Origin of the sequence: Mesorhizobium sp. WSM4989 (genome assembly GCF_029625795.1) — a bacterium.
Taxonomy (GTDB): Bacteria; Pseudomonadota; Alphaproteobacteria; order Rhizobiales; family Rhizobiaceae; genus Mesorhizobium.
Genome location: NZ_JARTVN010000002.1, coordinates 1922650 through 1946957, shown reverse-complemented (window position 1 = coordinate 1946957; position 24308 = coordinate 1922650). Strand labels below are relative to the sequence as shown.

General features: G+C 63.5%; 21 protein-coding genes and 1 pseudogene. 4 read left to right on the top strand and 18 right to left on the bottom strand.

Features of this window, described 5'->3' with window-relative positions:
• Positions 1-67 precede the first annotated feature (67 nt).
• The gene (gene lexA, locus P9217_RS22165; protein ID WP_066992799.1) at positions 68-802 is read left to right on the top strand and encodes a transcriptional repressor LexA; all 735 of its coding nucleotides are present in this window, start codon (positions 68-70) and stop codon (positions 800-802) included.
• Here the strand turns inward: lexA and P9217_RS22160 are convergent.
• Positions 796-3243: a ComEC/Rec2 family competence protein gene (locus P9217_RS22160; protein WP_278087521.1), complete on the bottom strand. Its 2448-nt coding sequence runs from the start codon at positions 3241-3243 to the stop codon at positions 796-798. The genes lexA and P9217_RS22160 overlap by 7 nt on opposite strands.
• A gap of 102 nt (positions 3244-3345) precedes the next feature.
• On the opposite strand from P9217_RS22160, the gene gltX reads away from it, so the two are divergent.
• The gene (gene gltX / locus P9217_RS22155; protein ID WP_278087520.1) at positions 3346-4770 is read left to right on the top strand and encodes a glutamate--tRNA ligase; all 1425 of its coding nucleotides are present in this window, start codon (positions 3346-3348) and stop codon (positions 4768-4770) included.
• A 181-nt stretch (positions 4771-4951) separates the two neighbouring features.
• On the top strand, positions 4952-6280 hold the full coding sequence (gene gltA / locus P9217_RS22150) for a citrate synthase (RefSeq protein ID WP_095777720.1): 1329 nt from the start codon (positions 4952-4954) through the stop codon (positions 6278-6280).
• 79 nt (positions 6281-6359) lie between these two features.
• Here the strand turns inward: gltA and lpxB are convergent, their stop codons facing one another.
• The 13 genes and pseudogenes from lpxB to P9217_RS22085 all read right to left on the bottom strand — a co-directional run bounded on the left by lpxB (position 6360) and on the right by P9217_RS22085 (position 19454).
• Entirely contained in the window at positions 6360-7541 is a 1182-nt protein-coding gene (gene lpxB, locus P9217_RS22145) for a lipid-A-disaccharide synthase (protein ID WP_127239886.1), read from the bottom strand.
• Entirely contained in the window at positions 7531-8433 is a 903-nt protein-coding gene (lpxI, locus tag P9217_RS22140; RefSeq protein WP_278087615.1) for a UDP-2,3-diacylglucosamine diphosphatase LpxI, read from the bottom strand. Before lpxI ends, lpxB begins: the two co-directional genes overlap by 11 nt.
• A complete protein-coding gene (gene lpxA / locus P9217_RS22135) occupies positions 8420-9256 on the bottom strand; it encodes an acyl-ACP--UDP-N-acetylglucosamine O-acyltransferase (RefSeq protein ID WP_067320155.1) in 837 nt (278 codons plus the stop codon). The genes lpxI and lpxA overlap by 14 nt, the downstream gene beginning before the upstream one ends.
• Positions 9257-9271: 15 nt before the next feature.
• Positions 9272-9733, bottom strand: a complete 462-nt coding sequence (gene fabZ / locus P9217_RS22130) for a 3-hydroxyacyl-ACP dehydratase FabZ (protein ID WP_066992658.1) — start codon at positions 9731-9733, stop codon at positions 9272-9274.
• Positions 9726-10781 (bottom strand): UDP-3-O-(3-hydroxymyristoyl)glucosamine N-acyltransferase, encoded by a 1056-nt coding sequence (gene lpxD / locus P9217_RS22125; RefSeq protein ID WP_067319901.1) that lies wholly within the window; start codon positions 10779-10781, stop codon positions 9726-9728. The genes fabZ and lpxD overlap by 8 nt, the downstream gene beginning before the upstream one ends.
• 78 nt (positions 10782-10859) lie before the next feature.
• The gene (gene bamA, locus P9217_RS22120) at positions 10860-13229 is read right to left on the bottom strand and encodes an outer membrane protein assembly factor BamA (protein ID WP_278087519.1); all 2370 of its coding nucleotides are present in this window, start codon (positions 13227-13229) and stop codon (positions 10860-10862) included.
• 218 nt (positions 13230-13447) lie between these two features.
• Entirely contained in the window at positions 13448-14590 is a 1143-nt protein-coding gene (gene rseP / locus P9217_RS22115) for an RIP metalloprotease RseP (protein ID WP_278087518.1), read from the bottom strand.
• A 103-nt stretch (positions 14591-14693) separates the two neighbouring features.
• Complete coding sequence (locus P9217_RS22110) at positions 14694-15509, bottom strand: phosphatidate cytidylyltransferase (protein WP_278087517.1); 816 nt, start codon at positions 15507-15509, stop codon at positions 14694-14696.
• A 10-nt stretch (positions 15510-15519) separates the two neighbouring features.
• Positions 15520-16251 (bottom strand): annotated as a pseudogene (locus tag P9217_RS22105) (isoprenyl transferase); the annotation flags it as partial.
• A gap of 20 nt (positions 16252-16271) precedes the next feature.
• Entirely contained in the window at positions 16272-16826 is a 555-nt protein-coding gene (frr, locus tag P9217_RS22100) for a ribosome recycling factor (protein WP_278087516.1), read from the bottom strand.
• An 88-nt stretch (positions 16827-16914) separates the two neighbouring features.
• Positions 16915-17637: a UMP kinase gene (gene pyrH, locus P9217_RS22095; RefSeq protein WP_067319888.1), complete on the bottom strand. Its 723-nt coding sequence runs from the start codon at positions 17635-17637 to the stop codon at positions 16915-16917.
• 150 nt (positions 17638-17787) lie between these two features.
• Positions 17788-18897, bottom strand: a complete 1110-nt coding sequence (locus P9217_RS22090) for an aldo/keto reductase (RefSeq protein ID WP_067319885.1) — start codon at positions 18895-18897, stop codon at positions 17788-17790.
• 29 nt (positions 18898-18926) lie between these two features.
• Positions 18927-19454: a nuclear transport factor 2 family protein gene (locus P9217_RS22085; protein ID WP_278087515.1), complete on the bottom strand. Its 528-nt coding sequence runs from the start codon at positions 19452-19454 to the stop codon at positions 18927-18929.
• Positions 19455-19569: 115 nt separating this feature from the next.
• Here P9217_RS22085 and P9217_RS22080 point away from each other — a divergent pair, with 115 nt between their 5' ends.
• Positions 19570-20496, top strand: coding sequence for a LysR family transcriptional regulator (locus P9217_RS22080; RefSeq protein ID WP_278087514.1), 927 nt, complete (start codon positions 19570-19572; stop codon positions 20494-20496).
• 27 nt (positions 20497-20523) lie between these two features.
• Here the strand turns inward: P9217_RS22080 and tsf are convergent, their stop codons facing one another.
• The 4 genes from tsf to P9217_RS22060 form a co-directional block, all read right to left on the bottom strand.
• Positions 20524-21444 (bottom strand): translation elongation factor Ts, encoded by a 921-nt coding sequence (gene tsf / locus P9217_RS22075; RefSeq protein ID WP_278087513.1) that lies wholly within the window; start codon positions 21442-21444, stop codon positions 20524-20526.
• Positions 21445-21563: 119 nt separating this feature from the next.
• Complete coding sequence (rpsB, locus tag P9217_RS22070; RefSeq protein ID WP_059188654.1) at positions 21564-22343, bottom strand: 30S ribosomal protein S2; 780 nt, start codon at positions 22341-22343, stop codon at positions 21564-21566.
• A gap of 259 nt (positions 22344-22602) precedes the next feature.
• Positions 22603-22881: a DUF4031 domain-containing protein gene (locus tag P9217_RS22065; RefSeq protein ID WP_095800767.1), complete on the bottom strand. Its 279-nt coding sequence runs from the start codon at positions 22879-22881 to the stop codon at positions 22603-22605.
• Positions 22882-22945: 64 nt separating this feature from the next.
• Positions 22946-24241 (bottom strand): hypothetical protein, encoded by a 1296-nt coding sequence (locus P9217_RS22060; RefSeq protein WP_095800768.1) that lies wholly within the window; start codon positions 24239-24241, stop codon positions 22946-22948.
• Between the last annotated feature and the right edge of the window lie 67 nt (positions 24242-24308).

Here is a 24308-nt window from a genome sequence, read left to right as displayed (position 1 = left end):
TGGAACAGATAGTGTTTGTTCTGGGTTTGTTTTTCTGATTCTGGTTTCAGAACCCATGGGGGCCGCCATGCTGACGCGCAAACAACATGAACTGCTGATGTTCATCCATGAACGGCTCAAGGAAAGCGGCATTCCGCCGTCTTTCGATGAGATGAAGGAAGCGCTCGACCTTGCCTCGAAATCGGGCATCCACCGCCTGATCACGGCGCTGGAGGAGCGCGGTTTCATTCGCCGGCTTCCGAACCGGGCGCGTGCCCTTGAAGTGCTGCGCCTACCTGACTCGATCGCGCCCGGCCTCAATGCGGCGAAGAAGTTCTCGCCGAGCGTCATCCAGGGCGGCCAAGGCAATCTCGGCCGCCAGATCAAACCCGCGGCGCCCGCCCGCACGCCGACGCCCAGCAATGACGACGACGCCGTTTCAGCCGTCTCCATCCCGGTGATGGGTCGCATTGCCGCCGGCGTGCCGATCGACGCCATCCAGCACCAGACGCATTCGATCACAGTGCCGCCGGACATGATCGCGGGCGGCGAGCACTACGCGCTCGAGGTCAAAGGCGATTCGATGATCGAGGCCGGCATCTTCGACGGCGACACGGTCATCATCCGCAACGCCAGCACTGCGAGCCCCGGGGAGATCGTCGTGGCGCTGGTCGATGACGAGGAGGCGACGCTGAAGCGCTTCCGCCGCAAGGGCGCCTCCATCGCGCTCGAGGCTGCCAATCCGGCCTATGAGACGCGCATCTTCGGTCCCGATCGCGTCAAGGTTCAGGGCAAGCTCGTCGGGCTCATCCGCCGCTACTGAGGGGGCTGTGGCTTGGCCTCCGGCTTCTCGGGCTTCTTGTAAGGCGCCAACCCCCTCGCCTCACGCGAGTAGCGCCGCTGTTCGTGCCAAGGGCGGTACGGTTTTTCGACGGCGTATTGAATGGTTGCTCGCGCCGTCGCCGATTGCGGATCGAAGAAGACGGCGGCACTGCCGTCGCGCGCGAGCTGCCGCTTGGTGACGACGAGGATACGTGGATCGTGGCAGGGATTGTAGGCCGTGGCGTCGTTGATGACGATGAGGTCTGCGAAGTCGCAGGCAGGCCGGGCAGCTTCGCGGTTCTCGGCGAGCGCGACGATCGCGCCTGATGGATGCCGGCCAATGCAGAGATCGCCCGTGCAGTAAAAGGGCGATCCAGGCGGCAGGTCGACCGGATCGGCCAAGTCCAGCGTGCCCTTGGCGAATGTCTCCGGCGGCACGATCGTTTCGGCCTTGAGCGCACGTTTCCAGTTATCGGTGGTGAACTCGTTGGAGCGGGCGCGATTGATGGCGAGTTCGCCGCCGCCGATCGGAATCGCCACCAGATGCGCGTCCTCCGAGATCAGCAGGTCCGGCGTGCGCACCTGCGGGATGATCATCACGGCCGCGGCAGCGAAAGGAATTGCGGCCAGCCTGAGCCAGGTAGTCGCCATCGTGGCGATGACGAGCGCGATCGTCGCCAGCAGCACCGAATGGATCGAGATCAGGCCCACGGCATCGACCGGCGACCACTCCGAAATCCACGCCGAGATCGCGATCATCGCCGCCAGGCCCTTGCCCATCAAATAGAGGAAGGGCCCGTCGAAGCCGAACGGCATCATGACCGCGCTGGCGACGGCGAGAAACATCACGATCGTGACGATCGGCATGATCGCGAGATTGGCCAGCAGGCTGAGCGGCGAGACGCGCTGGAAATGCCAGATGGCAAACAGCGCCGTGGCACTTCCGGCAATGATCGACGTCATTGCGGCGCCACCTGCTCCGACTGCCAGTTTGTGCGACATGAACCGCAGGAACGAACGCTTGTCCGGCGGCGCTCTCACCGTGCCGGCGCGGTAGTCGGACCAGCCGGCATAGGCGCCGACAAGGGCGGCGGTTGCCGCGAACGACATCTGAAAGCTCGGGCCAACCACTTCATGCGGCGACACCAGGATGACGGCGATGGCCGAGATCGCCAAGTTGCGCATCGTCAGCGCGGCGCGGTCGAAAAGCACGGCGATCAGCATGACGGCCAGCATGATGAAGCTTCGCTCGGCGGCGACCACCACGCCGGAGATGACGAGATAGGCGGCGATCGACATAAGCGCGATTGTCGCGGCATATTTCTTCACCGGCCGGCGTGACGAAAAATCCGGGAACAGCGCAAAGGCGCCGCGCAGCAGAAGCATGACCGTGCCGGCGACCAGCGCCATGTGCAGGCCCGAAATCGAGATGATGTGATAGATGCCGGTCCGCCGCATCGCCTCGTTGATGTCCTCGGGAATGCCGGCGCGCACGCCGACGATCAGTGCGGCGGCAATCTCGCCTTCGGGTCCGCCGACGGTGCTTCTGATGTGGTCGGCAATATTTTCGCGCGCGTTCTCGATGGCCGAGGCGATGCTCGTCTGAGCGATCGGGTCGGTTGGCGGAATGACTTTCGGGTCGCCGAGGAAAAATCCGCTGCCGCCGATGCCGGAAAAATAGCTGTCGAAGGAAAAATCATAGCTTTCGGGACGGACCGGCCCGGTCGGCGGCAGAAGCCGCGCGTAACCCATCACCAGCGATCCGGCCTTCATGCCGGCCGGGATCCTGCGTGCCGAAAGCCTGACGCGATCCGGCGCGTAGCGCAGCTTTGGATGCGCGGTCGAGAGGAGATCGATGGTCAGCCTGACGCGGCCATTGGCCATTTCCTCGGCGATGACGACGCGGCCTGTCAGCCGCGTCTGGATTTCGGAGCCGAGCATCGGTGTAGCGGCGCGCCAGGTCTCGACCTTCGCGGCGACGAAGCCCAGCGCGCAAAACAGCGCCGCCATAAAGACCAGGTGTGTCTTCAGCCAGGGACGCGAAACCGCCGCGCATAGAGCCATCAGCGCCACCGCCGCCAGCGGTCTGTAAAGATCCGGCTCGGCGCTCAAGGAATAATAGAGTATCACGCCGGCGGCCAGGAACACCGGCACCAGGAGGAAGCCGATGCCGCGGTCGAGCTCGGTGGAGGCTGCCTCGGCCACACCCCGGCGAATCGCGGAAAACGAGGCACGGCGGAACCGCCTGCGGATCAAGTCGATCGCTGCCGGCGGAGGCGGCTTCACGACGGCGTCGCCGTCCGAAATCTCGGTGGCCGGACGCGGCACGGGAACCCAAACCGGTACTGCCTCAGCAGGCACGGTGTCGGCAAACAGCAGGCGCTCGCTCACGCCAGCCGTCGTCTTCTCGCCATCCTCCGCACCCCGGCCACGTCCAGCCATCGGGTCTGCCCCTTGCGCCCCAGACCTCCTATGCTACATGAACGCCCACCGCGCGAAAGTCCGCGCAATCATGCCCGCTTCAGAGCTTCTTCCGAGAGTTCCATGTCCGACAAGGTCGTCACCCGCTTTGCCCCCTCGCCCACCGGCTATCTGCACATCGGCGGGGCGCGCACGGCGCTGTTCAACTGGCTCTACGCCAGGCACACGGACGGCACGATGCTGCTGCGCATCGAGGACACTGACCGCGAGCGCTCCACCGAAGCGGCGACAGCCGCTATCCTGGACGGGCTGACCTGGCTCGGCCTCTCATGGGACGGCGAGGCCGTGTCGCAGTTCGAGCGAGCGCCGCGCCACCGTGAGGTGGCAGAGGAGCTCGTACGGCTGGGCAAGGCCTATTACAGCTATGAGACGCCTGCCGAGCTGGAGGCGATGCGCGAGGCGGCGCGGGCCAAGGGGCTGCCGCCGCGCTACAATGGCCAGTGGCGCGACCGCGACCCCTCCGAGGCGCCTCCCGGCGTCAAGGGCGCCATCCGCATCAAGGCGCCGACCGAAGGAGAGACCGTCGTGCACGACCGCGTACAGGGCGAGGTGCGATTCCCGAACAAGGACCTCGACGACTTCATCATCCTGCGCTCGGACGGCAACCCGACCTACATGCATGCCGTCGTCGTCGACGATCACGATATGGGCGTCACCCACATCATCCGCGGCGACGATCACCTGACCAACGCCGCGCGCCAGACCGTAATCTACAACGCCATGGGCTGGACCGTGCCGTCGATGTCGCACATCCCGCTGATCCATGGTGCCGACGGCGCCAAGCTGTCGAAGCGCCACGGCGCGCTCGGCGTCGAGGCTTATCGCGCCATGGGCTATCTGCCGGAGGCCCTGCTCAACTATCTGGCCAGGCTCGGCTGGAGCCACGGCGACGACGAGGTGATGTCGATCAAGGATATGATCTCCTGGTTCGACATCGCCGACGTCAACAAGGGCGCCGCCCGGTTCGACTTCGCCAAGCTCGAGGCGCTGAACGGCGTCCATATGCGCAAGATGGACGACAAGGCGCTATTTGATATTCTCGTAGCCACCCTGCCCTATCTCGAGGGTGGCCCGGCGCTTGCGGCCAAGCTCGACGACAGGCGCCAGGCACAGCTGCTTGCTGCCATGCCGGGCCTCAAGGAGCGGGCAAAGACGTTGGTCGAGCTCGTCGATGGAGCCGGCTTCCTGTTCGCCGAGCGGCCCTTGCAGCTCGACGAAAGGGCTGCGGGGTTGCTTGGCAGCGACGCCCGCGCCATTTTGCGCGGTACCCATGCCGCGCTCGCCGCGATCTCCAGCGAATGGAGCGCCGCAACCGCGGAAGCCGCTATTCGCGACTTTGCGCAGGCCGGCGGCCATAAGCTCGGCGCCGTGGCCCAACCGCTGAGAGCCGCGCTCACCGGCCGCAGCACCTCGCCCGGCGTGTTCGATGTACTCGCCGTGCTCGGCCGTGAGGAGAGCCTGGCGCGGGTTGCGGATCAAATCGATTAGGAGCGAACTGGCCCAAGAAGATTGGCATTGAAAGGTGTGTTTCGCAGTGCAACATTAGGCCTTGGCCCAATCTGGCACGCACCTCCTAAAATGCGGTGGCAAGTTCGCGCATTCCGGTGATTTCGACGTGTCGTTTGCAGGAATTGCCTTGCCGGCATGAGAAAACATAAAGGAGTTTGCAATGAGCGAAGCTGCGACAAAACTGGAATCGGGCGGCAAGGCGCGCGAGTCGACCGCAAGGCTCGAGCTCGCCGGCAAGACGCATGAATTCAAGGTGCGAAGCGGCTCGACCGGGCCCGACGTCATCGACATCGGCGCGCTGTACAGCACCACCGGGGCCTTCACCTACGATCCCGGTTTCACCTCGACGGCAAGCTGCGAGTCGGCGATCACCTTCATCGACGGCGACGCCGGCATCCTACTGCATCGCGGGTACCCGATCGACCAGCTCGCCGAGCACGGCGACTTCCTCGAGGTCTGTTATCTCCTGCTCTACGGCGAATTGCCGACCAAGGCGCAGAAGGACGACTTCGACTATCGCGTGACGCGCCACACCATGGTGCATGAGCAGATGTCGCGCTTCTTCACCGGCTTCCGCCGCGACGCCCATCCGATGGCCGTCATGTGCGGCGTGGTCGGCGCGCTGTCGGCCTTCTACCACGACTCGACCGACATCTCGGACCCATATCAGCGCATGGTCGCCTCCATGCGACTGATCGCCAAGATGCCGACGATCGCGGCAATGGCCTACAAATACCACATCGGCCAGCCCTTCATTTACCCGAAGAACGAGCTGAATTTCGCCGCCAACTTCCTGCACATGTGCTTTGCCGTGCCGTGTGAGGAGTACAAGATCAATCCGGTGCTGGCGCGCGCCATGGAGCGCATCTTCATCCTGCACGCCGATCACGAGCAGAACGCGTCGACTTCGACGGTTCGTCTCGCCGGCTCTTCGGGCGCCAATCCGTTCGCCTGCATCGCGGCCGGCATTGCTTGCCTCTGGGGCCCCGCGCATGGCGGCGCCAACGAGGCGGCCCTCAACATGCTGGGCGAGATCGGCCATGTCGATCACATCCCGGAATTCATCGCCCGCGCCAAGGACAAGAACGACCCGTTCCGCCTGATGGGCTTCGGCCATCGCGTCTACAAGAACTACGATCCGCGCGCCAAGATCATGCAGAAGACGGCGCATGAGGTGTTGGGCGAGCTCGGCATCAAGGATGATCCGCTGCTCGACATCGCGATGGAGCTGGAGAAGATCGCGCTGACCGACGAGTATTTCATCGAGAAGAAGCTCTATCCGAACGTCGACTTCTATTCGGGTATCACGCTGAAGGCGCTGGGCTTCCCCACCACCATGTTCACCGTGCTGTTCGCGGTCGCCCGCACCGTCGGCTGGATCGCGCAGTGGAAGGAAATGATCGAAGACCCGCACCAGAAGATCGGCCGCCCGCGCCAGCTCTACACCGGCGCCACGGAGCGCGACTACGTGCCGATTGCGAAGCGGTGATTGAGCGAATAGCGAAACAGCGAGTAGCGAACAGTGAAAGAAACCCGTCGGCGCTCGCGCCTAGCCTGCTCGCTATTCGCTACTCCCTATTCGCTTTCTTGATGCACCCCAGCACCACCTCGGCAGCAATCTCGCCCGACGGCCTGTCGGTCGCCATGCGCCTGGCGATTTCGGCGAAACCTGCCCGCTGCCAGGCGCGCATGCCGGTATCGGCAAAAAGGGCTTCCAGCTGACGCGCCAGGTTCTCCGGCCTGACATACTGATCGTAGAACTCCGGCACCAGCGCGCGATCGGCGATCAAATTGGGCAGCAGCGCCGACCAGGTCGTCACCAGATGCTGCAGCAGCTGCCTCGCGATCGGATCGAGCTTGTAGCTGGAGACCATTGGAACACCGCAAAGCGCAAGCTCGAGCGAAACGGTTCCGGAGGCGATCAGAGCCGCATCGGCCTTGCCGAAAGCCAACCATTTGCGCTCCGGATCGGTGATGATTTCTGGCTTCTCGTCCCAACGCGTGACGGATGTTTTCACCAGGTCGGCGACATGCGGCACCGTCGGCAGCATCAGCCGCAAGCGGTGACCGCGCTGATGCAAGACCGATATCGCCTTGCCGAACGGCTCGATCAGCCGGCGCACCTCGCCGCGGCGCGAGCCGGGCAGCACGAGCAGCGTCTTCACGCGATCCTCCGACAGGTCCCGCGGCAAGCTCTGCGCCTTGGCGGCGCCAAGCACGCCGGGATCCTGGGTCAGCCGGTGGCCGACATAGGTGCCGGGGGGGCCACCAAGCCGGGTGAGCGCCTTCACTTCGAAGGGCAGGATGCAGAGGATGTGATCGACATAGGGCCTCATCGCCGCCGCCCTGCCCGGCCGCCATGCCCACACGCTCGGGCAGACATAATGGACGATCGGGATAGCGGGCGCGGCGGCGCGGACCCTTTTGGCGACGCGCAGCGAAAAATCAGGGCTGTCGATGGTGATCAGGCAATCCGGCCGCCCCGCCGCGATGGCGCCGGCTGTTTGGCTGATCCGGCGCATCAGCCGCGGCAGGTCGCGCAAGACGGCGCTGAAGCCCATCAGCGCGATCTCGCTGCCGTCGAAGAGCGGTGTCAGCCCTAGTTCCTGCAGATGCCGGCCGCCGATGCCGACGAGCCGGATCTTACGGCCGGTGGTCTTTTCGAGCGCACGCACGATGTCGGCGCCCAGCAGGTCGCCCGATTCCTCGCCCGCGACGATGGCGATCTTGAGCGGCCTCTCACTGGCCATCGGTCGGCTCCGTCGCGGGAAATCCGACGATGAACAAGCCAAGCGCATTGGCCCGCGCGAGAGTCGCCGGGCCTTCGAGAATGAGCGAGCGGCCGGCTTCGACGGCGATGCCGGCAAGGCCGGCCGCGTGTGCGGCCTCGACCGTCTGCGGGCCTATCGAGGGCAAGTCGGCGCGCAGCTCCTGCCCTGGCTTGGCGCATTTGACCAGGACGCCGCGCGTCTTGCCGGCGAGCCTGCCGTGCCCGCGCAATTCGCGCGTCCTCTCGAGCAGGCCCTTAGTGCCTTCGATGCCTTCCAACGCGATAACCCGCCCTCCGACCGCAATCGCCGCCTGGCCGACGTCAAGCTCGCCGATTACCTTGGCCGCCGCGCGGCCCGCCTCGATATCGCGCCAGTCCGATTGCTTTGGTCCTGCCTTGGTCAGCGTGCCCTCGCCGGCAGCGAGATCTGGAACGATCTCATGCGCTCCGACCACCGTGATACCGCGCCTTTCCAGCCCGCGCGTCAGAACCTTCAGAAGCCCGTCGTCGCCGCGGGCCAGCGCCATTGCCACGGAGGGGATTATCGTCAGCAGACTGAGCGTTGGACGTATCTTCGCAAGCCGCGGCCTGCGCTTGATCTCGCCGGCAAGAACCAGGTGGCTAATGCCTTCGCGCTTCAGCAAGGGAAGCAGGAAGCCGATGTCTTCGAGCGCAAGCGTCGCCTGCTCGTAGGCGGCAAAGTCCGCTTCGCGATCCACCTCGCCCTCGGCCAGGATGATGAAAGGCGAATGTCCCTGTCTGACCAGACCTTCCACCACTTCGACCGGCAGGCTGCCGCCACCGGCGATGATGCCGACCCTGGAGCCCGGCGCGAGTGCAAGCCCTGACCCGGCGGGCTCAGCCCTCGTCATCGCCATCGTCATCGCCGCCACCGCCCTTCAGCGGCGGGACGGCATAATGCCGCTTGCCGCGACTGGTGATGAAGTCGATCATCTTCATGGCCGTCGGTGACGAGGCGAACTCCGCCTTGGCGATCTCGACATTCTCCCCGACCGTGCGGGAGTGGTCGAAAATCGCCCTGTAAGCCCTTCGCAGCATGTAGATTTCGGCGCGCGGCAGGCCGGAGCGCTTCAGGCCGATGACGTTGAGACCGCGCAGCTTGGCGCGATTGCCGACGGCGATCGCATAGGGAATGACGTCGCCGACGACCGCCGAGCAGCCGCCGATAAAGGCGTTGTCGCCGACGCGGACAAACTGATGCACGGCGGTCAGGCCGCCGATATAGACATTGTCGCCGATCTCGCAATGCCCGCCGAGCGTCGCCCCATTGGCGAAGGTGGCATTCTTGCCGACGACGCAGTCATGGGCAATGTGGGCATAGGCCAGGAAATTGCCATTGTCGCCGATCGCCGTCTCGCCGCGGCTGGAATCGGTGCCGACATGCATGGTGACGCCTTCGCGGATGGTGCAATTTCCGCCGATGACCAGCGTCGTGCGCCCGCCCTTGTGCTTGGTGTTCTGCGGCGGCGCCCCGAGCGTCGACATTGGATAGACCTTGGTCGAGCCGCCGACGGTGGTCGCGCCCATCACCGAGACATGGCTGACCAGCTCGACGCGATCGCCGATGACGGCATCGGCGCCGACATGGCAGAAGGGTCCGATACGCACACCTTCGCCGAGCTGGGCGCCTTCTTCGACGACCGAGGAAGGATGGATTGATGTCTGAACTTTCATGAGCATTAGAAACCGTCAGCCGGTGACCATCATAGCCGAAACTTCGGCTTCGGCGGCCTTTGCGCCATCCACCATCGCCTCGCAGGCAAATTTCAGCAGGTTGCCGCGCTTCTTGATCTTCTTGACGTGGATCCTGAGCTGATCGCCGGGGACGACCGGCTTGCGGAACTTCGCGTTGTCGATGGTCATGAAATAAACCAGCGACGGCTTTTCCGCATTGAGGCTGCGAATGCAGATCGCGCCGGCGGTCTGGGCCATGGCCTCGATGATGAGCACGCCCGGCATGACCGGCTGCTGCGGGAAATGGCCCTGGAAATGCGGTTCGTTGATAGTCACGTTCTTGATGCCGACCGCGGAGTCGTCGCCGTCGATTTCGACGATGCGGTCGATCAGCAGAAACGGATAACGGTGCGGCAGGAGCTTCATCAGCCCCATTATGTCGACCGCCTCAAGTGTCGTCGCAACCGTGTCAGCCATTTCCGTCGCCCTGCTTGCGCGTCCTGGCCAGCCTGCGCAGCATCGCGATCTCACGCATGGCTTCCGCCATTGGCTGCGCCGGATAGCCTCCCCAGACCTCGCCCGCCGGCACGTTGCTCATGAATCCACTTCTCGCAGCAAGCTTGGCCCCGGGACCGATGGTCAAATGATCGGCGAGGCCGACGCCGCCACCCATGGTGACGTTGTCGCCGACGACGACGGAACCGGAAATACCCGAAAGCCCGGCTATAATGCAATTGCGGCCGATACGAACATTGTGGGCGATCTGCACCAGATTGTCGATCTTGGTACCTTGTCCGATGATCGTGTCGGACATCGCACCGCGATCGACGGTCGAGTTGGAGCCGATCTCGACGTCGTCCTGGATGATGACGCGGCCGATCTGCGGCACGCGCTCAGGTCCCTTCGCGCCGGCCACGAAGCCGAACCCGTCCTGACCGATCCTTGCACCGCCATGAATGATGACGCGGTTGCCGATCAGCGCATATTGGATGCTGGCACCCGGACCGACATAGCCATCACGACCTATCTTGCAGGAGCGGCCAATGACCGCATGGGGCGCAATGACCGTGCCGCTCCCGATAGAAACGTCGGGACCGATCACGGCGCCCGCCTCCACGATCGCACCCGCCTCGACATGCGCGGACGGATCGATGTGCGCTTGCGGCGAAATGCCGGTTTCGCCGGTCATCGGCCCGGGCGTGGCGGCCTGCGGAAAGAGCAGCCGCCCCACCATGGCGAAGGCCTGCTGCGGGCGCGGATGCGCCAGCACCGCAATCCCCTGGGGCGCCCTGTTGGCGAAGTCGGCGGGACAGAGAACGGCAGCCGCCTTGAGCGAATGCATCAAGGCGAAATTGCGCTTGCCGTCGACAAAGACGAGCGCACCGTCGCCACCCTCATTGGCGGGCGCCAGCGCGTCGATGGCGATGTCGGCCTGCGAGGAATCAATAAGATTGGCGCCGGTCAGATTCGCGACCTCGCCAGCCGTATACCGGCGTGAAGGCGCGAAGAACACCGGATCGGTCATTCCACAAACATTATCCAGCTAGGTCGGATCAGTCGATTCCGGGTCATCACACGACCCGGAAACATCGTAACCCGCGGATTAGAAACGGGTCGCTATGCCGAAGTTGAATTCCTGCACGTCGTCGCCCGGCTGCTTCTCGACCGGAATCGCATAATCGATGCGGATCGGACCGAACGGCGAAGCCCACATTAGGCCGACACCGACCGAAGCGCGCAGATGCATGTCAGCCGACCCCGGCTTGATCAAAGCAGGATCGAGCTTGCTGCCGTAAAGCGTTGCCGCATCGGCAAACACAGCGCCACGCAAGCCGAAGCTTTCCGGAATAACCGGCATCGGGAATTGGGCTTCCGCCGAGGCATTGAAATAGGTCGTGCCGCCGAGATGGTCTCCACTGGTGTCGCTGGCAATCGGGCCAATGCCGCCATAGGCGAAACCGCGGATCATGCGGTCATTGCTCTGGAAGTGGTCGAAGATGCGCAGATCGCCATTGCCATAGCCCGCGATATAGCCAGCGCCACCCGACACCAGGCCGACTAGGTCCAACTGCTCGGACAAGGTCTGGTAGACGCTTGCTCGCCCGGTCAACTTCACCCACTTGGCGTCACCGCCGAGACCGGCGACTTCCGTTGTGCCTGTGATGTAAAGACCCTCGTGCGGATTCTTCATGTCGTCGATGGTATTGTAGACCAGGCCGAGGCTGACAGACGACTTGGTCCATGGGCTTTCGGCGACGCCGTCCCGGATGGCCTGGGAGATCGTGCACTTGGACGGATCGTAGACGCCGCTGGTCAAGCAGCCATCGGCGATCGAATACTTCTCCTGCGAGATATTATACGCCAGCTGCGTCGAAATGCTGTCGGTGATCGGCAGGCCGAAGCGAATGGTCGCGCCGGTGACGTCCGTATCGTAATGGTTGTACTCACGGGTCGACTTGTAGATATCGAAGCCCGCGGCGATGCGCCGGCCGAGGAAATACGGCTCGGTGAAGGAGATCGCGTAGTCGCGCGAGTTCTTGCCGCCGCCGGCCGACAGCTTGATGTACTGGCCGCGGCCGAGGAAGTTGCGCTCGGTGATCGAGCCTTCGACGGACGGGCCCGGCGTGTCGCCGCCGGTCGAATAGCCGGCGCCGACCGAGAACTCACCGGTCGACTTCTCGACCACGTCAACCACCAGGACGACCTGGTCCGGAGCAGACCCAGGGACCGTCGAGATGTCGACTTTTTCAAAATAATCCAGGGCTTCCAGCCGCTTCTTCGCGCGCTGGATAAGAACCTGGTTGAAGGCGTCGCCTTCGCTGACGTCGAATTCGCGCCGGATGACATAGTCACGCGTGCGGTCGTTGCCGCGGATTTCGATGCGCTCGATATAGGCCTTGGTGCCCTGGTCGATTGTGTAGACGACCGAGATCGTGTGATTCTCGAAATTGCGGTCGCCGCGCGGCGTTACCTGGGCAAACGCATAGCCTGAGCCGGCGACCTTTTCGGTGAGCGCAACGATCGTGTCCTCGACGTCCTTGGCGTTATACACATCGCCCTTGTGCGTCTGGACCACCGATTCCAGCGACTTTGAGTCGACCTCGGGAATCGTGCTCTCGACGCTGATGTCGCCGAAGTTGTAGCGCTCGCCTTCCTGCACGGTGATGGTGACCGTGTATTTGTTGGTGGCTTCGTCCAACTCACCGACGGCCGAAACGACCTGGAAATCGGCGTAACCGTGATTGTAGTAGAAGCGGCGCAGCAACTCCTGATCGGCGCGCAGCTTGTCCTCGTCATAGACGTCGTCGCGCAGCACGAACGAAAGCCAGGACGAACGCTTGGTGTTGATGACGTCCGACAGGCGTCGGCTGGAAAAAGCGCTGTTGCCGACGAAATTGACCGCCGCGATCTGCGTGCGCGCGCCTTCGTTAATGTTGAAGACCACGTTCACGCGATTGTCGCCGAGGTCCATGATCTGAGTGGTCACGGCGGCGTCGTCGCGGCCGATACGCCGATAGGCAGCCTTGACCGCCTCGACGTCGGCGTCGAGCGCCTGCTGCGAGAAGGTCGCGCGCGGCTTCAGCTGGACAGCGGCCTGGAGCGCGTTGTCCTTGAGCTTCTTGTTGCCCTGGAACAGGACCTGGTTGACGACCTTGTATTCGGAAACCTTGACGACCAGGGTCGAGCCGACCTGATTGATCTGGACGTCCGAGAACAGCCCGGTGCCGAACAGCGCCTTCACGGCGCTATCGATATCGGCACTTGAAAACGCCTTGCCGGGCTTGATCGCGATGTAATTGCGGATGGTTTCGGCATCGACACGCTGGTTGCCGCTGACCTCGACCCTCCTGACCACTGCTGCTTCGGCTACCGATGTGGCAACGAACTGCACTGCGAGCGCGCCTGGCAAAACCAGGGCGGCGGACAAAGCCGCCGCGGACGCGGCGCTCAGAAACTTGGATGCTGCCTTCATCGGGCTTTTGTACCTTTTTCTCGTAGTCCCCACGGCGAGAAAACCGGACGTGCGGTATTTTCCCTTACCGTATTAACCGGATTTCCCCTACACGCAAGGCTCCCGGTTAATTTGTATTTACTTAACCCTGTTGCGTGGCTTTCGTGTCACGCATATCCCCACGCATGGTAAACGGCGTCTCAATACGGATGGGGCCGAAGCCAAATTCCTTCATGATTTCAGCACCCAAACAGATCATTCCAAAAAACGAAACCCATAAATCCGAGCACCAGAAGGAGACCGGTCCGGTAGGCCATCTCCATCATCCGCTCCGACACGGGCCGCCTTATGACGGCCTCCACGCCGTAGAACAAGAGGTGGCCGCCGTCGAGAGGGGGAATCGGTAGCAGATTGAGAATCCCTATCCCGACTGACAGGAATGCAACAAGCTGCACCAGCCATTCGAAACCGAGTTTGGCCGCCTGACCCGACATTTTCGCGATCTTGATCGGGCCGCCGAGTTGGCATTTGTCCTCGCGCCCGACGACGAAACGTTGCAGAAATTGCCCGGTGCGCTCGATCACATGCCCGGTTTCCTCGACAGCCGCCGCCAGCGCGCCCGCGGGCGTGTAGGAGACCAGTCGCGGCTGCCCGAGCTCCGCATTGTTGGCCACGCCGATGATCGCGACCTTGACCTTGTTGCCCAGCGCATCCTGCTGCTCCATCGGTTCCGGCGTCGCGGTGACGGTGATTTCCTTGCCGTCGCGCAACATGGTGAAGGTGATGGCGTCGCCGGCGCGGCCCGAAACCAGGCGTTGAACGTCGGCGAAGGTCTCCACCTTGTTGCCGTCGACTCTGACGAATCGATCGCCGGGCTGAATGCCCGCCCGCGCCGCCGGGCTGCCGGCGCTGACTTCGGCCACCATCGGCTCCATCACCGGGCGGCCATAGAGCGAAAACAGCACCGCGAACACGGCGATCGTCAGCAGGAAATTGAACAGCGGCCCGGCGACGACGGTCGCCGCGCGTTTCCAGATCGGCTGGGTGTGGAAGGCGACCTCGCGCTCGGCCTCGCTCAGCGATTCGAGCTCTTCGGTGCTCGGCTGACTCGATGTCGCGTTCATGTCGCCAACGAATTTGACGTAGCCGCCAAGCGGAATGGCGCAAAGCTTCCAGCGCGTGCCGTGGCGGTCGTTGAAACCGAAGAGCTCCGGGCCGAAGCCGATGGCAAAAGCCTTGACGCCTATGCCGCACCAGCGGCCGATGAGGTAGTGGCCCATCTCATGCACGAACACCACGACGGTGAGCACGAACAGGAACGGCACAAGGGTGCCGAGGACAAAGCCTTGCGTGCTGAAGAGCGCGTGAAGAATCTCGTTCAAGTCATGCCCTCAAAATTCGCCCAGCGCGACAGTCCGCCGCGACTGTGGCATCAATCCGGGCGAATCCCTGGCACGCGTCGTTTTCGCCCATTGGCGACGCCAGTCAGTTCGGAAACAGCCCCATTGCCGGATGGTCGGCGCCCGCCGCAATCCAACCGATGACGTACAGGGCGAACGCAGCCGCGACAAGCCCGTCCACCCTGTCCATGACGCCGCCATGGCCGGGAATGAGATTGCTCGAATCCTTGCAGCCGTGCCGGCGCTTGACCCAGGATTCGAACAGATCGCCGATCTGCGAGACGATCGAGAGCGCCAAGGCGACGAGGCCAAGCATAGTGAGATTGCCGGCCCCGGCCGCGATTGCCAGCACCAATCCGGCAGCGATGCCGCCGACAGCGCCGCCAAGCGCGCCGCTCTGCGTCTTGCCGGGCGAGATTGACGGCGCAAGCTTCGGGCCGCCGACCGCGCGGCCGACGAAATAGGCCGCTATGTCGGTCGCCCAGACGACCGCGAACAGGAAGAGGATGGCGATCAATCCTGAGTGGCTGTCCCCGCGCAGATAGGCAAGCGACAAGCCGGACAACGACGCGTATGCCAGCCCCGAGGCCTCCCACTGCGCTGCTCCCCGCAGCCGCGCGGCAACAGCGACGATAGCAGTGATGGCTGCGACCAGAAGCAGCAGCCAAAGTGCCGGCAGGCCGGCGATCAGCGCGCCGATGAAGACCAGAATCAGCGCTTCCGGCAGAAAGCCGAGCGTCGCACCGTTCTCAGGGCGCGACATGCGCGTCCATTCGTAGAAGATCAACGCCGCGATCGCCGCACAGAACAGGCGGAACGGCAGCCCGCCGAGCCAGGTGAGCGCAAGTGTGACGGCTGCCATCACGATGGCCGAGATGACACGCTGCTGGAGATTGCTCATCGATTCCGCGCTACAAGGCGACGTCGCGGGCGGCGAGCCCGCCGAAACGGCGTTCGCGGCCGGCAAAGTCGCGCAGGGCGTCGGCCAGGTGCTCCCGGCTGAAGTCCGGCCAGTAGCAAGGCAGGAAGACGAGCTCGCTGTAGGCGGCCTGCCACAAGAGGAAGTTCGACAGCCTGAGCTCGCCGCTGGTGCGGATCACGAGGTCCGGATCGGGAATGCCCTCGGTGTCGAGCGCGCCGGCAAAGCTCTCCATCGTGATGGCGTCGGTTGTCATTTCGCCGCGAGCCACGGCATCGGCGAGCTTGCGCGCGGTGCGCACGATCTCGTCGCGCCCGCCATAGTTGAAGGCGATGACCAGGGTCAGCGCCTCATTGCCCGCGGTCAGCGATTCGGCCTCCTGCAGCAGGCCTCTGATGTCCGGCTGCAGCCCTTCCCTGTCGCCGATCACCCTCACCCGCACGCCGTTTTGGTGCAGCTCGGCGAGATCCCGGCGGATGAAGAGCTTCAGGAGGCCCATCAGGTCGCTGACCTCGGACTTCGGCCGCGACCAGTTTTCAGAGGAGAAGGCGTAGACCGTCAGATAGGAGATGCCGAGCTCTGGCGCGGCGCGCACCGTCTTGCGCAAGGCTTCGACGCCGGCGCGGTGGCCGGCGAGCCTCGGCATGCCGCGCGCCTTTGCCCAGCGTCCGTTTCCGTCCATGATGATCGCGACATGCGCGGGGGTTGTCATGGTCTCGCTTTCGAGCCGGTGAGAAACCGACCCTAAATCTGCATGATTTCAGCTTCCTTATCGGAAAGCAGGTGATCGATGGTGCTGATCATCTCATCGGTCAGCTTCTGAACCTGGTCGGAGCGCTTGCGATGATCGTCTTCGCTGATCGTGCCGTCCTTTTCCGCCTTTTTGAGGAAATCCATGCCGTCGCGACGGACATGGCGAACCGCGACGCGGGCGTTCTCCGCATAGCCGTGCGAGATCTTGACCAGTTCCTTGCGGCGCTGCTCGTTGAGTTCGGGCAAAGGAATCCTCAGATTGGTGCCGTCGACGATCGGATTGAAGCCAAGATTGGCCTCGCGGATAGCGCGGTCGACGGCGCTCACCATCGATTTGTCCCAAACCGATACCGAAATCATCCGCGGCTCCGGAACCGTGACGTTGGCCACCTGATTGATGGGCATCGTCGTGCCATAGGCATGGACCTGCACGGCGTCGAGCAGGTTGCTGGAAGCGCGGCCGGTGCGCAGCGAAGCGAGATCGTGCTTGAAGGCCGCGATCGCCCCGTCCATGCGCCGCTTGAGATCGTCGTACTCGCCACTCATGATCATCTCCTCGACCCGTTCGCCGGGTTCAATGCTTGTCTTCTAGTCTCGACCGGACCGGCGATCATTCAGCCGTCTTCGGCCCCAGTCAATTGTCCGCGACGATCGTGCAACGGCCGCCGCCTCTTAGAATTTCGCCGAAACCACCTTTTTCGTGGATCGAATAGACGATTATCGGAATGTTGTTTTCACGCGCAAGTGCAATCGCGGCCGTATCCATAATCGTAAGCCCGCGTTTGATGACTTCGGCATGACTTATGCGGTCGAAGCGCACCGCATCCGGATCCTTCTTCGGGTCGGCCGAATAGACGCCGTCGACCTGCGTGCCCTTGAACAGCGCGTCGGCGCCGATCTCGGCGGCGCGCAGCGCTGCGGCCGAATCGGTGGTGAAGAACGGATTGCCGGTGCCGCCGGCAAAGATCACCACCTTGCCTTGATTCATATAGGCGGTCGCCTGGCGCTGTGAAAAACTTTCGCAGAGTTCCGGCATGGCAATGGCCGAAAGCACCACGGCGTCGACGCCGATTTTGTTCAGCGAGGTGCGCAGCGCCAGCGAGTTGATGACGGTGGCGAGCATGCCCATGTGATCGCCGGTGACGCGGTCGCCGCCCTTGGAGGCGACGGCCACGCCGCGGAAGATGTTGCCGCCGCCGATCACGACTCCGACTTCGACGCCAAGCGCCCGCGCCTCGGCAATGTCGGCTGCGATACGGTCGACGACCGAGACGTCGATGCCGAAATGCTGTTCCCCCATCAAGGCTTCGCCCGAAGCTTTCAGCAAGACACGTCGATAGAGGGGCTTCACCGTCATCTGGTTCCTCGAAAAATCTCGGCGCGGGCAAATCTGGAGGCGAAGGCGCCCCGCTTCGCCTGGCGGCGCTGGCACGATGGTTCGACCCGATACACGAAGGGCGCGGCGATGTCACGCCGCGCCCTCGCTCAAAATTCCAGGCTTTTCCGATCAGTTGCTGCTGATGCTGACCGCCTCGCCTTCGATCAGGACCGGCAGCGAATAGCCGGACGGCTTGTCGCCGGTCACGACACCGCCGGCCACCCTGACCTGAATCTCGGGTCCAAAAAAGGAATGCGGGAACGGCGCGGGCGCAAGGCTCACCGAATCGAGCCGCTTGCGAAGTTCGGCAGGGATTGAAAAGTCGAGCGCCCGCAGATTGTCCTGCAACTGGGCAAGTTTCGTCGCGCCGAGGATGACGGTGGCCACACCCGGCTGCGCCGCAACCCAGTTCAGCGCCACCTGCGCCATGCTTCGGTCGAGTTCGGAAGCCACCTTCTCGAGTTCCGTAACGATCGCCCAATTGCGTTCGCTGAATTTCTGGAAACCCGGATGCGTGGTGTTGCGGAACCCGTCGAGCCGGCCGGCATTGCCGGCTTGCGCCGGGCGGTATTTGCCGCTTAGCAGGCCGCTGGCCAGCGGGCTCCACGCCATGATGCCGGCGCCGTGACGCGAGGCGAAAGGCGCGAATTCATGTTCGATCGAGCGCTCGACGAGCGAATATTCGAGCTGCAGGGCCGAGACCGGCTCATAGCCGCGCAGTTCGGCGATCGCCTGCGCCCGCCCGGCATACCAGGCCGGCACGTCAGAAAGACCGATATGGCGTACTTTGCCGGCACGCACCAAATCGTCCAGCGTGCGCAACACCTCCTCGGCCGGCGTGAGCCTGTCCCAGACATGCATGAGGTAAAGATCGATATAGTCGGTTCCGAGCCGCTTCAGCGAAGCGTCCACCGCGCGCATGATGTTCTTTCGGCCATTGCCGCCGGCATTCGGATTGCCGGGTTCCTTGTTCATCGTGAATTTGGTGGCGATCACCGCCTTGTCGCGCAAGCCGCGCTCGGCGACGAATTCGCCGAGCCAGGTCTCTGCCGTCCCGCCGGTGTAGAGGTCGGCCGTGTCGAAGAAATTGCCGCCAGCCTCGACATAGGCGTCGAACATGGCGCGGGAGGTTTCCCTGTCAGCACCCCAGCCCCATTCGGTGCCGAAGGTCATGGTGCCCAGCGCCAGCCGGCTGACGCGCAGGCCGCTATTGCCGAGCGTGTAATAGTTCATGCTCATGACGTGTTCCGATCGTGTTTGGTATGGGCTTATTGGCCAGGCGTCGCTTTCACCCAGGGATTGCCGCGCTCATGCGTCATGCGGAACGTGAAGCCGTCCACCTTCCAGCCTTGACCCGATCGGCTCAGGCGATGCTCATAGGTGCCCCAGACCTCCCAGAGCGGATCGCCATTGCCTTCCATCCTGTTCCAGGCATAGCCGTTGGAACGGACGGTCGCCGTATCGGCCTCTATTTCGACCTGGTGGTTGGTCCGCAGGTGCAGGCTCGTCTTGCTGCCTTTGAGATTGGCAGCCCAGGCGCCGATCAGATCGTCGGAGGCGACCCTGGCCGCGGGCTGTCCGGAAAGGCTGCTGAAGTCCGCGGTAACCCGGTCGGCGAAGAAGCTGCGGGCGAGTTTCCAATCCTGCGCATCGACGGCGCGGTCAATGGCATCCGCGATGCGGATGACGGCGCGCTCGTCGGCGAGCGTTTGCCAGCCCATTGGTTCGGCTCCGCCGGCATCGACGGGCGCCAGTGCCAGTCCTGCCGCGAAGGTCGCATGTCTCAAAGCATTCATGTTTTTTCTCCTTGCGCATCGGCCCCACCGCCCGTGTGTTGGCGCCAATGTGGACCAGCTTGGCGGCATCGATAAGATTGCATTGTTCGCAAGGACTATGCGATATTATTCATGAATGGATCGAGATCTGCTGACGCATCTGCCGGTGATCGTCGCCGTGGCTCGGCGCGGCGGCTTCGCGCTTGCCGCGGCCGAACTCGGCATGAGTCCGTCGGCGGTCAGTCATGCGGTGCGGCTGGTGGAGGAGCGCATCGGCCAGCCGCTGTTTGCGCGCACCACGCGCAGCGTTTCGCTGACCGAAGCCGGCAAGGCGCTGGTGGAGACCGCGGCCCCTGCCCTGCAGGACATCTCCGAGCGCATCGACCGCATCCGCGGCATCAAGGGCAGGCCCTCCGGCCTGCTCAGGATCAATGCGTCCAATATCGCGATCCCCCTGGCGGTCACGCCGGTGATCGCGGCCATGGCCGAACGCTATCCGGAGGTGACGGTCGAGGTCTTCGCCGACCAGGCCCTGGTCGATATCGTCGGCGAGGGTTTCGATGCCGGCATCAGGCTGGGCGAGATGATCGCACAGGATATGATCACCGTGCGGCTTACGCCTCCCGTCAAGGCAGTGGTTGTCGCCTCGCCCGGCTATATCGGAAAGCACGGCCGGCCGCGCGACGTAGCCGACCTGGCGAGGCACAATTGCATCGGCTACCGGCTTGTCCGCTCCGGCGGGCTCTATCGTTGGGATCTGAACGAAAACGGCACGGATGTCGTGGTCGAGACGCGCGGCACGGCCATCGTCACAGATTCGCTTGCGGCGATCGATCTTGCGCTTGCTGGCGTCGGGCTCGCCTACGTATTCGAGCCGCTGGTGCGCGCCGATCTCGCCGCGGGTCGTCTGGTTCAGATCCTGCCGAAGACGGCGATCGAGGAGCCGGGCCTGTTCCTCTATTTCCCGCGCAGGGCATCGATGGCGCCGAAGCTCAGAGCCTTTATCGATACCGCTCAAGAGATCGGCCGGGCATCCATGCGGACACCCGGCCGAGTTGCCTGAGCTCTGTAGCCTTACTTTTGCTTCGGGCTATTTCTTGACCGCGGCCGCGACTTCCGCCGCGAAATTGGTCGCTTCCTTCTCGATGCCCTCGCCCAGCGCGTAACGCAGATAGGCGGTGATCTTCGCCGGAGCGCCGATCTCCTTCTCGGCATCCTTCAGCGCCTTCTCGACGGTGATGTCGGGATTGAGCACGAAGGCCTGCTTCAGGAGCACGACCTCTTCATAGAACTTACGCAGCCGGCCCTCGACCATCTTCTCGATGATCGCTTCCGGCTTGCCGGACTGGCGGGCCTGGTCGGAGAAGATCGCCTTCTCGCGCTCGATCAGGGCCGGGTCGACTTCCTCGGCAGTCAGCGCAACCGGGTTGGTCGCGGCGACATGCATGGCGACCTGGCGGCCGAAGGCGTTCGCCGCATGCTCATTGCCGGTGGTCTCGATCGCGACCAGCACGCCGAGCTTGCCGAGGCCATCCGCGACGGCATTGTGGACATAGGTCGCCACCGCGCCATGCGGGACAGTGAGCTTGGCCGAGCGGCGGAAGCCCATGTTCTCGCCGATGGTGCCGACCGCGTCCTTGATGGTGTCGGTGACTGACTTGTCGGAGCCCGGATACTTGGCCGCGGCAACTGCTTCGGTCGTGCCATAGGCGAGCGCCACCTTGGCGACGTTGGCGACGATTTCCTGGAAGGCGGAGTTGCGCGCGACGAAGTCGGTCTCGGAGTTCACCTCGACGACCGCGGCTTCGCGAACACCGGAATCGACGCCGATCAGGCCTTCCGCCGCGGTGCGGCCGGCCTTCTTGTCGGCCTTGGAGATGCCCTTCTTGCGCAGCCAGTCGACGGCCGCTTCCATGTCGCCGTTGGTTTCGTTCAACGCCGCCTTGCAGTCCATCATGCCCGCGCCGGTCAAGTCGCGGAGTTCTTTGACCTGTGCAGCCGAAATGCTCATTGTCGCCTCTTTGTTTCAAAAGCGCCGACGCACCATCGAATCCCGATGATGCGCCCGGCAAAAGCGCTTTAACGCGCCAACTTATTGGAAAGATGAAGGCCGAAGCCGGCCTTCGTTTTTCAAGCTTCCGGAGCTTCAGTGGCCGGAGTGTCGAGCGCCGGTTCGACCGGAGCCTCGGCCGACGCGCCGATGTCCATGCCGAGCGCGCCCTGCTGCCGGGCGATGCCGTCGATCGCAGCCTTGGCGATCAGGTCGCAATAAAGCTGGATCGCGCGGGCCGCGTCGTCATTGCCGGGGATCGGGAAGTCGATTTTGTCCGGGTCGCAGTTGGAATCGATGATGGCGACGACCGGGATGCCGAGGCGCTTAGCCTCGAGGATGGCGATCGCCTCCTTGTTGGTGTCGATGACGAACATCAGGTCCGGCGTCGAGCCCATGTCCTTGATGCCGCCCAGCGCCTTGTTGAGCTTCTCGCGCTCACGGTCGAGGTTGAGGCGCTCCTTCTTGGTGAGGCCCTGGGCCTCGCCGGCCAGCGTCTCGTCGAGCTTGCGCAGGCGTTGGATCGAATTCGAGATCGTCTTCCAGTTGGTCAGCATGCCGCCCAGCCAACGCGAGTTGACATAATACTGGGCCGAACGCTGCGCGGCGTCGGCGACGATGTCCGAAGCCTGGCGCTTGGTGCCGACGAACAGCACACGGCCGCCCTTGGCGACGGTGTCGGAAACCTGCTTCAGGGCCTGGTGCAGCAGCGGCACCGTCTGCGACAGGTCGATGATGTGGATGTTGTTGCGGGCGCCATAGATGTAGGGCGCCATCTTCGGGTTCCAGCGGTGGGTCTGGTGGCCGAAGTGAACACCAGCTTCCAGAAGCTGGCGCATGCTGAAATCAGGCAGAGCCATTCCTTAGTTCCTTTCCGGTTGGCCTCCACGGACACAGGCATTTCGGACTTATGTCCTGATGCCACCGGAGGTTTCAGCCGGATTTCTCCCGGGCAGACACCAAAGTCCGTGTGTGGAATGAGCGGGCATATAGAGGGGAAGTCTCGTAAACGCAAGCGAGCTACCGGAAAACGCCCTCACCTGCGGCGATCCGCGCACTTATGCATGTCGTCCAGAAGTGTTCGGCGGTTCTGGGACAACGACATGCATCAAAACTCCGTCAGCGTCGGGTCTTGCCGTTCGGTACTCTGACGCGGCGGAAGACGGCGACAATCTCCTCGCGACTGCATTCGACCGCGCCAAGCCGCACGGCGCGGTCGCGCTCAAAGCCGGTGATATCGTAATGCGGCGCCGAAGTCTTCGGCGGCCCCTGATAGGACGAGCCCTTGAGGCCGAGATCGGCGGCAAAGCGGTGGAGCTCGTCGGTGTCGTCGGCGAGCAGATGGCACCAGCGATGGCCGGCCCATTTCCAGATCGCCGCATCGACATAGACAGCCATCGAGCTTGCAGCACTCCAACCGACATCGGCGGCCCGCTCACAATCATCCCGGGCCGACGCGAAGTCAGCGATGATAAAAGGGATTCGGATAGGAAATGAAGCCGCCGGCGGCTTCAAGTTCGGTCACGATTCTCGACACCGCTTCCTGCATCCTTGAGCGCAGCACGGCGAGCGCCTCTTCGACCGAACCATCATATGCATGAAGCGCCAACGGCTCGGGCACGCGGATGTGAGCGCAGCGCGGCCCGGCGGGCTGCGGAATGAAGCGGTTGATCGAATCGCGCAAAGCGCCTTTGCAATAGTCGTTGCGGATGCGCTTCAGATGCTCGGCGATCTCCTCCTGGGTTATCGTCTGATTGGCGAAGGCCCAGGAGCCGACGCGCTGGACGCGCTGGATCGTTTCCGCCAGTTTTCGCACGCGTTTTTGCTCATCCGCATCAGCCTTGCCCTCGCGCAGCCAGCGGCGTGAACGCCGCAGCAACTCGGCCAAATCGAGGTCGGGTTCGGCCGCAACGGCATCGGCGAGCCGCAGGCCAAGCTCGGCCAGCACCCTTTGCTGGCGGCTGGCAAAGGAAGCGCCCGCCTCTGCGGTCAGGCCGCAGGCCTGCTCGTCGAGGGAGAGCAGGCCTGAATAGATGCTGTAGACGCGCTCCGGCAGGGAGCCGGCTGCAACACTTTCCATTTTCAGCTTTTTCTCGACATAGGCGCATTCCCTGGCGAGCGGCCGCTCGACATTGCCGATGAAGGCGAGCTTCCAGACAACAGGAGCCACCCAGACCTTGAAATCCTTGTTGGTTTCGCGCCCGCGCTTCAGCGCCGCCAGCCCCATCTCCACCGCGCCGGGAAGCAGCGGCGCGACATGGTTGCCGTGCCAGCCGACGCTGCCTTCCGGATGAAGCAGCACGCCATGGCCTTTCAGCGCCCAATCGACCGAATGCGCCTTGGCGGCTTCGCTGTTGCCGGGAATCTGCGCGATCAGATTGTTGGCCAGCCAGAATTTCTGCATCAGCCGACCGAGCCCGTTCACCACCCCATGTGTTGCCCATGAGGCGGCAAGCGGGCTGACGCGCGAGACGATCTCCTTGTCGATCATCCAGTCGGTGAAGAATTCCGGATGGTTGGGCGTGATGAACGTCGCTTGGCCTTCGCCGCAGCAGGCGTGCAGCTTCTGCTGGTCGGCGACGGGAAAGTCGATGTGACGGATATTGGCGACGCCGCGCAGGCCGGCGAGCCGATTGAACGGCAACAGGTCGCGGAAGCCGGGAACCCCTCGCAACATGACGATGCGGTTGACGATCGTCATCACCTTGATCAGCGCCGGATTGGGTCGCGGCGCCACGAACACGTCGATCCTGCCCAAGCTTTTCCCCCGAAATGCCTACGGGATGCTGGAACGGGATTGCGGCGTCTTCAAGTCAGGCTCGGCG